This window comes from Thermodesulfobacteriota bacterium, assembly GCA_031082315.1.
Taxonomy (GTDB): Bacteria; Desulfobacterota; QYQD01; order QYQD01; family QYQD01; genus QYQD01.
Window position 1 is genome coordinate 43,170 of the sequence record JAVHLC010000010.1, and the last position, 13,449, is coordinate 56,618.

Below are 13,449 nucleotides of genomic sequence, written 5' to 3' on the forward strand. Positions count from 1 at the left end.
AGGCGACCAGTGAGGAGTATAACCTCTCCTTCTGGAAGGACGAAAATAGCAAGACCGGTCTTGCCTATTGCTCCGAAGGAAAGGATCGTACCTATGCCCTCTTTGCCCAGGATGAATGGCATCTGCCTAAAAACCTGACGCTCTTTCTGGGCCTTCGCTATGATTACTGGAAGACCTGCGACGGCTCTTATGATACGGATGGCAGCGGCGCAACCGCAGAGGTAAACTACCCTGACCGCACCGATGAAAGCCTCTCTCCCAAAATCTCACTCCTCTATAAGCCCCGGGAGATGACTACCCTTCGCCTCTCCGGCGGTACAGCCTTCCGCAGTCCCAATGTCTATAACCTCTACCGGACCTGGGTCTCTACCACCGGCTGGACCTACAGGGGCAATCCGAATTTGGAACCTGAGACTACGGCTTCCTGGGAGGTGGGCTGGGAACAGAAGACCTCCTTCGGAACCCGGTTTAAGGCCACCTATTTTGAAAACTATGTCCAGGACCTGATATACCTCGTCACAGATACTTCCCTATCCAAGACCAAGACCTACCAGAATGCCGCCAAGGCCGAGGTCAAAGGGGTGGAGCTGGAACTGCGGCAGAGGATTAATACTTTTCTTGAGGCATTTGCCACCCTGACTTATAACGATGCGGTTATTACTGAATACCCGTCCAATCCAACCATCGAAGGGAAACAACTGACCTATGTCCCTAAAAATATGTATTCCATTGGACTCGATTTTGCCTACCGGAGGCTTAAAGGAAGCATCATTGGCCGCTATGTCGGGAAGATTTATTCCAACGATGATAACACCGACTCATTCCGGTATGTCTATGGCTCATACGACCCATACCTTGTCGTTGATGCCAAGGTAAGCGCAGATGTGACTAAAAACATCGAGCTGTCACTATCCGCAGATAACCTGTTTGACCAGGATTATTACTACTACTATGAGGCCCCGGGCACTGCCTGGTTTGCAGAAATGGCCGTGAGATTCTAGGTGATAGGAGTCAGAAGTCAGAATACAGCGGTCAGGAGTCAGAAGGGAAAGAGGCTTTCTGCCTTTTCGTTAAAACGCCGCCTGTGGAGAATGTTGATCCCTTGTCTGATTGTGCTCTTTCTAACTTCCGGCTCTTGGGCTGCCGTTATAACCTATAAAGACAAGCTTGGAAGGGCCGTTACTATCCCTGCCCCGGTAAAGCGGGCCGTATTCTTTCAGACATATGAATTAATCCCGGCCCTCGGTATATGGGACAGGGTCATTGGTATTGCCAGGTGGGCGTATAACAATGACTTAATGAAGGCCACCAAACCCGATATTGAGAAGTCTGTCCCTTCGCCCGGCAGCGGCATGGATGTGAATATAGAGACGCTCCTTAAACTAAAACCTGATGTTGTGATTACCTGGACATCTAAGCCGGAGACCGTACGGTTTATGGAGGAAAAGGGGCTAAAGGTTATTGCCATCTATCCGGAGAGCCTTGAGGAATTTTACGCGGTAATGAGGCTACATGGAAGGCTTTTTGGAAAAGAAAAACAAGCCGAACACTGCATTGCCCGGATGGAGAGCATATTCAAACTTATAAAAGAAAGGGTGAGGAAGATACCAGGCGATAAAACAAAAAAGGTCTTATGGCTCGGGGGAAAACCCACCTCTGTGGCCTGTGGCATCGGGATTACAGATGATATCTTCAAACTGATCGGCGGCGTTAATCCGGCCGCTCAAATACCGCGAAGAAATGCCGATGTCCCGATAGAGCGGATAATAGCCTGGAACCCTGATGTAATATTTATCTGGGGGAATGCCGGCTATCAGGTTCAGGATATTCGCAATAATCCGCAGTGGAGGTCTATAAAGGCAACAAGAGAAGGCCGGGTCTATAAGGCCCCGGAGTGGTCCACCTGGTCACCGCGGCTGGCGCCCATGGCCCTGTGGATGGCCATGAAGACCTATCCCGAATATTTCCGGGATATTAATCTGGACAGGGTTATGGATGAGTTTTATAAAAAGGTCTTTGGCATAGCATATATCCGGGTGAAAAAGATTGAGTAAGAAGGCCCTGAAAACAATAATGATAATGGCCTCACCCTTTCTCATAGGATGGGTCGCCCTTTTCATAGGCGCCTACAATGTAAGCCCTCTTATGGTCCTAAGGGTTATCGGTTCGGAAATATGGCCTTTTTTAAAAAGCCCGGATATTGAAGAAAAGGCGATAATCCTGGATATAAGGCTTCCGCGCATACTCCTGGCCGGGCTGGTGGGCGTTGCGCTCTCAGGATCAGGCGTGACCCTCCAGGGAATATTCCGCAATCCACTGGTTGACCCCTTCATACTCGGCATATCGGCCGGCGCAGCCTTGGGGTGCGCCTTATCCGTGGGATTTTTCCCGCACCTGCCTATACAGATGATGGCGTTTTTATTTGCCATAACGGCAGTGATTCTGGCATACTCCATAGCCAAGATACAAGGGGAGGTCTCCAGACTTCCGCTGGTGCTTTCGGGGGTCATCATCTCCGCCTTTTTTACGGCCATGGTCTCTATTGTAAAATTCCTGGTTGATCCCCATAAGCTCCAGAATATCGTTTACTGGCTGATGGGAAGTTTTTCTCTATCGGACTGGGGGTTGGTAAAGATTGCCGGGATAGGCATTACTATGGGACTGCTACCTGTGTTCCTGATGCGTTGGAGGCTCAATGTGCTGAGTATGGGCGAGGACGAAGCCAGCGCCCTGGGTGTGAATACGAAGAGGGAGCGGATTATATTTATTGCCGGATCATCCCTGGCGGTAAGTATTGCCGTATCCGTAAGCGGAATCATTGGCTGGGTAGGGTTAATGGTCCCGCACCTGGTTAGAATGATGACCGGCCCCGACCACAAAAGCCTTATCCCGTTAAGCATGGCCGGAGGGGCAGCCTTCATGATATTTGCCGACACCGTGGCCAGAAATCTGACCGATTTTGATATACCGGTAGGGATAATAACCGCCGTAACCGGAGCCCCTTTTTTTATTTACCTTATGAAGAAAGGCGGAGAGGAGAGCTGGGGAAGATGATGGAGATTAAAGGGCTCGAGTTCCACCACCCTCATTCCCATGACCCGGTCCTTAAGGGAATCTCCTTTGGAGTAAATAGCGGAGAAGTAACTGCCATCCTGGGCCCGAATGGCTCAGGCAAGACAACGCTTTTCAATTGCATAGCCGGTTTATGGAGACATCAGAAGGGAGAAATAGTATTCCAGGATAACAATATATCGCATCTTCCACACGAGAAAAGGGCAAAGATACTTGCTGTTGTCCCTCAGGAGCACGATCCCCCATTCCCGTATTCTGTTTTGGATGCGGTGCTGATGGGCCGGGTCTCCCATGTAGGTATCTTTGCAACCCCTTCTAAAGATGATTACCTTAAGGCTGAAGAGGCTATGGAGGCCGTGGGGATAGCACACCTGAAGGAAAGGGCATATACACGCATCAGCGGCGGCGAAAGGCAACTGGCGCTTATTGCCCGGGGATTGGCCCAGCAGCCAAGGGTTATGCTTTTGGATGAACCCACCGCCCATCTGGATTTTCGGAATCAGATACATGTACTCAGTACGATTAGGGAACTGACACGGAAAGAGAATCTCACCACCCTGGTCACCCTGCATGACCCAAACCTGTCCGCCATGTTTTCGGACAGGGTAATCCTTTTAGGCCAGGGGCAGATTGTGGATGAAGGGGATCCCGGAGCGGTTATAACCCCTGAAAATCTCCGGCAGGTGTATGACCTGGAGGTGGAATGGATAGGCGACAATGGACGGCGTTTTATTTATCCGCGCCTCCCCGCCTGCCACTAGCCTCTGTTTTCGGACATATGATCAATATTGACCACATAACCAAAATCTATGGCGCTATCAGGGCGCTTGACTCCCTCACCCTTGTCATAAAACAGGGCGAGGTCTTCGGCCTTCTGGGACCAAACGGCGCCGGAAAGACGACCACCATCAAGATATTAACCACCCTCAGCAAGCCCACCAGCGGCCGGGCCGCGATCGGCGGGCATGACGTGGAGAAAGAGCCGCTGGCGGTGAAAAACATCATCGGCGTAGCGCCCCAGGAGATCAACCTGGACAAGGAATTGACCGCTGAACAAAATCTCCGGGTCTATGGAATGCTTCACAGATTGGACAACCTTGGCCGGAATATAAAAGATATCCTGGAATTGGCCGGCCTGTCTGAGAGGAGCAACCACCTGGTACGTGACTTTTCCGGCGGTATGCAGCGCCGACTTCTTATTGCCCGCGCCCTTCTCACCAAACCAAATGTGCTTTTTCTCGACGAACCTACGGTCGGACTGGATCCCCAGGTGAGGAGGCAGATCTGGGGCCTGGTCCGTAACCTTAAAGAGAACGGAACCACCGTCTTTCTTACCACGCACTACATTGAGGAGGCTGAGGCCCTTTGCACGCGGGTAGGCATCCTTTCCCGCGGCAGGCTTATAGCCCTGGGAACGCCGCAGGAACTTAAGGGCGAAGTGGGCGGTTTCGTGCTGGAGTATCAGGAAAACGGCAATACCCGATACATGTTATGCCGGAGCCGGGAAGAGGCCCACAGCCTTTCGCAGAGCAAAAAAGGGCCGATAATCATCCGGGAGTCCAACCTGGAAGACGTCTTCATTAAGTTGACCGGGGAGAGGATTGGGCCGGCGGAATAGTAGGAGCCTTATGTCTGGATATTATCCGGTTTTTTTGCGTGAGATGATGCTCTTCCGGAGGCGCTTTCTGCGCCTCGGCTATTTCTTCTCGGCCATGTTTGCCCCGCTCCTTTATCTGCTGGCCTTTGGGCTCGGGTTAGGACACAGGATAAGTATTGCCGGAGGAAGCTATCTTGACTTCCTCCTCCCGGGTCTCATCGCCATGAGTTCCATGAATAATTCCTACACCTGGATTGCCACCAGTCTAACTGTAGGCCGGCTCCACTTCCGTACCTTCCAGGTTTTTATCCAATCACCGGTGAGTCCCTGTGCTATTGTCATGGGAGAGGTTTTGGCTGGCATGGTACGGGGTCTTTTTGCCTCGAGCATGATCCTTTTAGTCGGCTTTTTCCTGGGAAGCGGCCTTTATTTTATGCCGCTCTTCATACCAGCCTTGCTCCTCAATTGTTTTCTCTTCGCCTCCCTGGGAGTGGTCTCCGGCCTTAGGGCCAAATCTCACGAAGATACAGCCACCTTCTCCAATTTCTTTATATTGCCCATGGCCTTTTTTGGGGGGACATTCTTCCCGATTGAAGAAATGCCCCGCTGGCTGCAATTCGTCATCCGAATCCTACCCCTGGCCCATACTAATAAGCTCATGCGTGCTAAATGTATGGGGCCTGATTGCCTCTTATCCCTGGCTGTCCTGGTAATCTTTGCCGTTATCTTTTTTGTCATCAGTGTTTATCTGGTGCGGACATACAGTGAATGAGGGGGAAAAATTAACCCTGGGGCTTCTAATCCCTGGAAGACAAAAATTGCGGAACTCGTAAAAAAACCTTGTCACCACCGAGCGCGCAGTGCCCGCAGAGAAAAACCGTAAAACATCCAATATGTTATCTCAGCGTTCTCTGCGACCTCTGCGGTAAAATTTTACTTTTTCCGAAGCCGTCAAAATTGTGTTGACAACAATTTGATAATAATGCTAATTTCGGTAGAGGTTATATGCTAAATATGGGGTAAAATCACTTTATTGTAACGTACAGCCACCGTAAGGAAACATCTTCATGTCATTATTCTTAGAGCAGCGCATAAAAAAGTTCAAATTTTCAGATATGTTACTCAGGCCTACCCCGCCGGAATCTGAAGGCGCATCTGAAACTGATGAACGTATAGACTTTTCAAAAGTAATAAAAAGAAAATCCAGCCAGATATACTATCTCCCAAACAGCCATAATGTCCCTGTGGGAAAGGAAGAAGAACGACAGCAACAGGGGAAAATTGATTACCGGCAGGATGAAGCCGCCCAAAAAACAGCGGAAATTTCGCAGCTACAGGAAAATTATTCTGTCCTGCAAAAAGAATTAGAGGCAATAAAGTCCACCCTTGCTTCTCAAGCTAATATTATTCAAGAGCAGGCAGACGGCATAGAATTACAGAGCAAAGAGATCGCCGTTTTAAGAAGGGAAAATGAATATTATATAGAAGAAAATCGCCGGAAAGATAAGGACTTAATCGATCTAAAGTATAACCTTCAGCAAAAAGAGTCTGAAGAAGAACGGTTAAGAGCCGGCCTCCAACGACTTGAATCCGATATGGAGCTGTTCAGAGAAACCCTTCACAAACAACAGGAAACCGAGGAACTCCAGAACCAAGAACTGGAAAACCTAAGAACAGCCAGGGCTGACCTCATCCGGCAACAAGAAGAGATACAACGACAACATAAAGAAGAGGTCGCCAGCCTGCAAAATACCATCCCCGAAAAAGAGCTAGAATTAAGCCGTCATAAGAAAGAAGCCCATGCGCTGAAAAGCGAGCTGGATATTTTAAAGACAAAGGTTTCCGGTTTGCAGGCTGTCGAAGCAGAGTTAATCAAGAAACAGGAAGAGATCAGACGTCGTGAAGAGGAGTTCTCCGCCCTCCAGAGCCAGGCAACGGCTAAAGAGGAAGAGGCAAGAATTGCCCAGGAGCAGACCCAAATTCTGCAAGCTAATCTAAGCGCACTCCAGTCAGAACTGACTAAATTTCAGGATATTAAAGAGACGTTGGAACAGCAACAAGAAGACAACGCAAAACAACGAGAGGAAATTTCCAGGTTACAAAATGAAGTTGCCAAAAAAGAAGCGGAAGGCCGGGAGCTAAAAACACAATCTCAACCTCTACAAAGCGAACTGGATGCCCTTAAGGCGAATTTAACAGACAAAAACCGGCTGATTCAAGAACAAATAAAGACCATCCTGGAATTAAAGGAGAAGACATCGGCGCTAGAGGTCCAACAAGCCTCAGAACGCGAGAAGATGCTATACGATCTCCAGGGAATCCAACGGGACAAAACTGCCTTAGAGTCCAGGGTTCTTGATTATAGACAGATGGCTTCAACATTACAGGCCGAACTCCAGAGCGCCACGGATAAGATTGACGCTATAAACAAAAAAAGGGCTGGCAAGGATCGGCTCATCGCCTTTTTATGCGCGCTATTGCTGGTCGTTAGCTTCAGCTCATTATATATGTATCGCTCCAACAACCAGCTAATACAGGAATTAAGCGATCTCTCCTCGACGTTGGAACAGAAAACCCACATTATCCACTCCAAGATAGAAAAGATCGAATCGCTCAACGAAACGATCGATCAAAACGCTGAAGTTATTAAACAACAGGCGTCAAAGATCACTACCCTTAATAAAAATATCAGATGGCAAAAGAAAAAAATAGACACCTTAAACAAGGCCCTAACGACAAAACAAAAATCCCTTACCAAAAAAGAGGAAGAAGTCGTCAAACTCAGGGCGGAGTTGGAAGAAACCAAGGTGGACTTTTTTCTATATAGACAAAAGGTAAACATCTCAGACCGAGCTAACCCGCTTTTTAATTTGGGCCAAAAACAAAGAAAACAAATCGGTCTATTAGATAGACAAATACAATACCTGGAATCTGTCCTCAAAGACCAGATTAATGTCATCGATAACCAGGCGGCTATCCTTAAAAACTACAGCCACAATGCAAAAATAAGCTGGACCCATTAATCCTTGAATGTGATCGACAAAAAGAAGGAATTAGTTAATAAAGTTATCTCAGCAGAAGTCAGAAAACAGGAAGAAAAGACAGAAGAAGACCAGATAGCCGGCTTTGCCAAAAGATTACAGGATAAAGAAGAACAATATTATAAGCATATTATCAACCGCATTCAGAAAGAACACGAGGCCATACTAGAATTAATTGAAAAGAAAATCCAGGAGGCCGGTCAGTTGCATCTGGGGCTGGCACTGAAAGCCAGATATCTGGAGATGGAAGAGACGAATCTGGAAATGGAGATTTGTCACCGCTGGAAAGTTATTCTACCGGATCTGTTGAAACCTAATACAGAGGAGGAAAGTGGATGAGTGAAAAAATATATATGGGAATTGACCTCGGAACGTCGAGGAGTGCGCTGGTCTCTAATAACGGCGTAGAAAAGGTAACGCTAAGCGTAGTGGGCTGGCCAAAAGATCTGATCGCCAGGCAAATGTTAAAACAAAACCTGTTGTTTGGACGGGATGCCCTTAAGCACCGTTTATCGCTCAACGTCGTATATCCTCTGGAAAAAGGTGTTATCAAAGAAGACGAGCAGGAAAAAACTATGGCCCAGGAACTTATCAAGCACCTCATCAGCGCCGTGGAAGCTCCCTCCGGGGCCAAGGTTTATGGAATTATCGGCGTACCGGCCAAGGCCAGCGTACAAAATAAACAAGTTGTGGCCGATATTGCCAAGTCAGTAATGGATTATGCAGCGGTAATTTCCGAACCCTTTGCCGTAGCCTATTACGCCGGCAGGTTAGACAACGCTATGATAATCGACATTGGCGCGGGAACTGTGGATATTTGCCGTATGCATGGAACTGTCCCGGAGGAAGAAGATCAGATTACGCTGTACAAAGGGGGAGATTATATTGATAAAGTCTTTTATGACACCCTTAGATCTACATACTCTACGGCCAACTTTACCCTGAACATGGCCAGAGAGATAAAGGAACGTCATTCCTTTGTATATAATGTCACCCGCTCCGTTTCAACCGTCTTCCCGGTCAACGGCAAGCCGGAGGTGTTTGACGTAACCAATGAGTTAAAATCCGCATGTGAAAGTATTGTCCCTGAAATTGTAGAGGCCGTAAAAAAATTAATTGCCACCTATGACCCTGAATTTCAGGAAATACTGAGAGAAAATATCTACCTGGCCGGTGGTGGCAGCCAGATTGAAGGGTTAGCGGATATGATAGCTGCCGGGCTGGCAGATTTAGGTGGTGCCAAGGTAGAATGTATTGATGATCCCCTGTTTGCCGGAGCCAGGGGAGCCCTTAAGCTGGCCATGGATATGCCGGAAGAATACTGGATGGATTAATTAGTTCCCATCCGAAAATCTAAAAATTCCGGATGGGGCAATCAGCTTTCAGCTATCAGCGCTCAGCTTAACATGGTGTTTCTCGTATCTTTTGCTGACGGCTGACAGCTGATCGCTGAAAGCTTGAATTCGGAAACGACAGTTTTCGGATGAAACCAACTACATATTCTTTATATCTTTTTCTTAATAAAGACCCCCGGTCGTGGAACATGCCCGGGGGTCTTATTTTAGCAAACATAATACCACCCCTAATCGGGGTTAAAAGATGGCCGGCCCTTTTACATTTTACATTGAAGTAAGTGGTTTCCATCAATAATGAATCCTTGATGGTTTTATTTTCTCTAAGGCTATCTGTCCAGGCAGTATTTAAGTTGCTCCTGAGGATAACCATTCCCATATGGCCCTGGTTCTCTCCTCCCAGTCTTGACTCAGCCGTTTGTTGAGAAAATCGTTGTAGAGACTGTCAAAAAGCTGCAATCCTCCCTCTAGAACGTGCATTCGTTCATAGAAAACCGCTTCCCGCTCGCTTGATTCGTCGGTAAGTTCGTCCCTTTCCAGTTTTACCGAAGGACACTTGAACGAGGCGAAGTGGAACGTCTCCCCTTTCAGGGTCATCCTCCATACATGTTCCTCCTTTTCCAGGTAAAGGGTCGCTTCTGTAATCTCTTTGCCATTTTGCAAGGCGGTGAGGGCCTCCTTGAAATTATCCTGGCGCCCGGCCACAGTGATTTTCTGCGCCCCTTTGTCGCCTCCTCCAAGGAGGACGAAGCGGTCATTGAGGTAGGCAACGAACGGCGCGCCCTGGGGAGCTAGACCGGACTGGCTTACCGTGTACTCCGAGGAACCATTCGTCGTCTGGTAAATCAGCCATAGCAAGAAATCCAGGCCCAGCCACCGGTTGCCCTTGATGAGGTCCGCTACTGCGTCTGTGGGGGCACAATTGGCCTTTTGCAGGGCTGGTCGGAGGCTCTTATCCGACACCCTTTCCGCACGTGCAAACGGGTGAATTGCTACCAGGCCCATCTGGAAGGTCCTCTCGAAAAGGTGCTCGAACAGTTCCTGTATTTTAGGGGTCAGGCTGCTGAACGTCACCACTCCGGTCCTGGTATCCCAGACCGCGTCATACATGGCGGGTAGCGGCAAAGTCTTGCTGAGCAGAGCACTACGCACCGCGTTGCGCAGGTCATGCCTCTTGTCCTTCGGAACCCATTTCAGACCAGGATTGGAGGCGAGATAATCGTTTTCGGCCTTTTTCTGATAGGCCTTCAGCAAAACGGCCGGCACGCGGCGTTGGTCCCGGCGAAGCGTAAAGGCCAGATAATGATCCCGCCAAAAGGCGTGCGGCGTGGTGAAACTGCTGTTTGAGAAATCATCGAAGTGAACCCAGCCGAAGGAAAGTTCTTCGGCTGTCTGGTCGATGGCACGAAAAGCATTTTGGGCCAGGCGGTCGGCGGCCCATTCGTAAAGGTCTTTGTCAGGGAACTCACCTGAGACCTGATACTGACAAAAACTCACCGTATTGGAAAGAATACCCATGGTTATTCTCCTGTCTTGGAAATCCCGGGACTAAGGGCAGTAACACAAACAACGGGCGAAGAAAGAAACGATTATAAGCGCTTTCCCCTCTGGCGTGCAACCCTGTATTTGGGGCCTGTTTTGAAAGGGTACTTTTTGTAAAGGCGGTAAGTTGTACCACATACACCTTTTTTAAAAGAGGGGCAAGAAGTTTTTGCGAAACCGGCAACCCGTCACGCACCTGCGATCCGGTAGTTCAGACAGGACGTCGCGTCTCGAAGATGTCCGCCTCTGGCGGATGTCGTAGATGCGCCGTAGGCGTGAAGCCTTTACGATAGATTCAGCCGTTTCATACCTATCTGCCGCGGCAGGCAGGTGGCATGAGATTCCTTTGACAACGACCGGAATAACAAATAAGATATAATTATGAAGCTCTGGTATGAAACATTTGAGCATGGAGCAGATGTTGGCATTCGTGGAAAAGGCCGGACGCTGGAAGAGGCCTTTGCCAACGGGGCAAAAGCCCTTTTTGCGCTGATGGCCGACCTATCCACAATTGAACCGCGGAAAGAAATCCAGGTGGAGTGCACCGCGCCGGATATAGAAACCCTCTTTATGGTCTGGTTAAATCAATTAATTGCCCTGGCAGATATAGAAAAAATGGTACTTTCCGAATTCAACGTCACTATAAGGAATAACAACTTAACTGCTGTAGCCCGGGGCGAATCTATAAGCCCCCGGAAACACGACTTAGGCGTAGAGGTTAAAGGGGCCACATTTACTATGCTCAGGGTATTTCAAGAAGCTGGCTACTTTGTGGCCCAATGCGTAGTTGATGTATGAGGTAAGGGACATGGAAATCAAATCATTAAAGAAGATCAACGATTTTCTCTGGGAGCTCCCGCCCTTTGGTGAGATGCGCGTCCCCGGGCTCATCTTCGCCAGCCAAACATTGGTTGAAGAAATGGATGAAAAGGTCCGCGAGCAAGTTACGAACGTAGCTTGTTTGCCCGGTATTGTCCACGCCTCCATTGCCATGCCTGATGCGCATTGGGGTTACGGCTTTCCCATAGGCGGAGTGGCCGCCTTTGATCCGGAAGAAGGCGGCATTATTTCGGCCGGCGGCGTGGGATTTGATATATCCTGCGGTGTCCGCACTCTGACCACCGGCCTTATCAAAGATGAGATCATGCCCTCTCTGGAAAGGTTGATCGATAAAATCTTTCAGGTAGTTCCCGCCGGCGTTGGCTCAGAGGGTAAGATAAGGCTCACCCCGGCCCAAATCGATGACGTCCTGGCCGGCGGGGCAAAGTGGGCGTTAGATAGGGGCTACGGACTCCCGGAAGACCTGGAATACATAGAAGAAGGCGGTTATGTTGCCTGGGCGGATCCGGCCCAGGTCTCTGACCTGGCAAAAAAAAGACAATTCAGAGAAGTGGGAACCCTGGGGTCAGGGAACCACTATCTGGAAATACAACATGTATTCGAGATCTATGATGCCGAAGCCGCCGAAGCCCTGGGCATTAAAAAGGATGATATTGTTATCGCTATCCATTGCGGCTCCAGGGCCTTGGGGCATCAGATAGGCACGGATTATCTGGTTGCTTTGGCCCAGGCATCTAAAAAATATAATATTCCCATCCGTGAAAGAGAACTGGTCTGTGCGCCGATCAACTCGCCGGAAGGCAAACGCTATTTCGGGGCAGTTGGCGCGGGAATAAACTGCGCCCTGGCCAACCGCCAGGTTATAAGTCATCTGACCCGCGAGGCCGTAGCCGAAATTATCCCTCAGGCTAAATTAAAAATGTTATTTGACGTCAGTCATAACACCTGCAAGGTTGAAGAACACGTCATAGCCGGCAAAAAACGCCGACTTTATGTCCACCGTAAGGGATCAACCCGGGCCTTTGGTCCGGGAAGACCGGAAATACCGGCGCGCTTCCGATCAATTGGTCAGCCGGTCTTTATTGGCGGGACCATGGGCACCTGCTCCTTCATTCTGGTAGGCACAGAATTCGGCACAGAACAGGCCTTTGGGTCGGCCTGCCACGGTGCAGGTCGTAGCATGAGCCGCAAGCGAGCTACCAAGACCTGGCGTGGTGACAAAATTATAAAGGATTTATCTGCTAAAGGAATCATAATCCGGACCCGTTCCTATCGAGGCGTGGCAGAAGAAGCGCCGGGTGCTTATAAGGATGTGGTGGAGGTCGTGAACGCCGCTCACCAGGCCGGATTGGCAAAAAAGGTAGCTATGGTTAAACCGTTGGCCTGTGTTAAAGGATAGCCAGGTGCTTCGCCCGCAAATCCACGGCTCCCAAGGTCGCGATCCTATGGGACGGCATCATTTTTCAATCCCTTCCCGCGCTTTAACCCCCTTTTTAAAATAGTGTTTTATCTCCCGCATCTCTGTAACCAGATCTGCGCACGCAATAATTCGAGGGGAGGCGTTCCGGCCGGTCAACACAAGCTCCATGTCCTGGGGCTTGCTCTCCATCACTGAAACAAGCCATTCCTCGGGCACAAGGCCGAGGGTTACCGCCACATTTACCTCATCCAATATCAATACATCGGTTGATCCCTCATGGACAATCTTGCTGGCCAGTTCCATGGCCCCTGCCGCCCGTTCCTTATCTTCTGTAGAAATCTCACGCTGGAAAATAAAGCCCTTCTGTCCGGCTGGCTTTATAACAAACTTCGGCAGGAATGCAGATGCAGCCTTTATCTCGCCAATATCAGTTTCTCCTTTTAAAAACTGAATCATAGTCACAGACAGCCCTTGACCGGCGGCCCGAAGGGCAAGCCCTAAGGCGGCGGTTGTCTTACCCTTGCCGTTACCGGTGTAAACATGTATGTAGCCCTGTTTAAGAGCCATGGTTATCTCCTTCTAAAC

Annotated in this window: 13 protein-coding genes; 11 read left to right on the plus strand and 2 right to left on the minus strand. The window is 49.2% G+C overall.

The window, feature by feature from the left end; all coding sequences use genetic code 11:
• The 9 genes from RDU59_09770 to mamK form a co-directional block, all read left to right on the plus strand.
• A partial coding sequence (locus tag RDU59_09770) for a TonB-dependent receptor (GenBank protein ID MDQ7838758.1) occupies positions 1-1,001 on the plus strand: 1,001 nt, incomplete at its 5' end.
• Positions 1,002-2,054, plus strand: a complete 1,053-nt coding sequence (locus tag RDU59_09775) for an ABC transporter substrate-binding protein (protein MDQ7838759.1) — start codon at positions 1,002-1,004, stop codon at positions 2,052-2,054. It begins immediately after the preceding gene.
• Complete coding sequence (locus RDU59_09780; GenBank protein MDQ7838760.1) at positions 2,047-3,054, plus strand: iron ABC transporter permease; 1,008 nt, start codon at positions 2,047-2,049, stop codon at positions 3,052-3,054. The genes RDU59_09775 and RDU59_09780 overlap by 8 nt, the downstream gene beginning before the upstream one ends.
• Positions 3,051-3,833, plus strand: coding sequence for an ABC transporter ATP-binding protein (locus RDU59_09785; GenBank protein ID MDQ7838761.1), 783 nt, complete (start codon positions 3,051-3,053; stop codon positions 3,831-3,833). Before RDU59_09780 ends, RDU59_09785 begins: the two co-directional genes overlap by 4 nt.
• Complete coding sequence (locus RDU59_09790) at positions 3,776-4,690, plus strand: ATP-binding cassette domain-containing protein (GenBank protein ID MDQ7838762.1); 915 nt, start codon at positions 3,776-3,778, stop codon at positions 4,688-4,690. Before RDU59_09785 ends, RDU59_09790 begins: the two co-directional genes overlap by 58 nt.
• A gap of 10 nt (positions 4,691-4,700) precedes the next feature.
• Positions 4,701-5,441 carry an ABC transporter permease gene (locus RDU59_09795; protein ID MDQ7838763.1) on the plus strand — a complete coding sequence of 247 codons (741 nt, stop codon included), beginning with the start codon at positions 4,701-4,703 and terminating at the stop codon, positions 5,439-5,441.
• Between the two features lie 295 nt (positions 5,442-5,736).
• Positions 5,737-7,692 (plus strand): hypothetical protein, encoded by a 1,956-nt coding sequence (locus RDU59_09800; protein ID MDQ7838764.1) that lies wholly within the window; start codon positions 5,737-5,739, stop codon positions 7,690-7,692.
• A 3-nt stretch (positions 7,693-7,695) separates the two neighbouring features.
• Complete coding sequence (locus tag RDU59_09805) at positions 7,696-8,049, plus strand: hypothetical protein (protein ID MDQ7838765.1); 354 nt, start codon at positions 7,696-7,698, stop codon at positions 8,047-8,049.
• Entirely contained in the window at positions 8,046-9,044 is a 999-nt protein-coding gene (gene mamK, locus RDU59_09810) for a MamK family actin-like protein (GenBank protein MDQ7838766.1), read from the plus strand. Before RDU59_09805 ends, mamK begins: the two co-directional genes overlap by 4 nt.
• Positions 9,045-9,410: 366 nt before the next feature.
• On the opposite strand, the gene RDU59_09815 is transcribed toward mamK, so the two are convergent.
• Complete coding sequence (locus tag RDU59_09815) at positions 9,411-10,580, minus strand: exonuclease (GenBank protein ID MDQ7838767.1); 1,170 nt, start codon at positions 10,578-10,580, stop codon at positions 9,411-9,413.
• Positions 10,581-10,985: 405 nt separating this feature from the next.
• Between RDU59_09815 and RDU59_09820 the strand changes: the two genes are divergently transcribed.
• Positions 10,986-11,402, plus strand: coding sequence for an archease (locus RDU59_09820; GenBank protein ID MDQ7838768.1), 417 nt, complete (start codon positions 10,986-10,988; stop codon positions 11,400-11,402).
• 10 nt (positions 11,403-11,412) lie between these two features.
• Entirely contained in the window at positions 11,413-12,843 is a 1,431-nt protein-coding gene (locus tag RDU59_09825) for an RtcB family protein (protein ID MDQ7838769.1), read from the plus strand.
• Positions 12,844-12,900: 57 nt separating this feature from the next.
• Here the strand turns inward: RDU59_09825 and RDU59_09830 are convergent, their stop codons facing one another.
• Positions 12,901-13,431, minus strand: coding sequence for a cob(I)yrinic acid a,c-diamide adenosyltransferase (locus RDU59_09830; GenBank protein ID MDQ7838770.1), 531 nt, complete (start codon positions 13,429-13,431; stop codon positions 12,901-12,903).
• Positions 13,432-13,449: the final 18 nt, after the last annotated feature.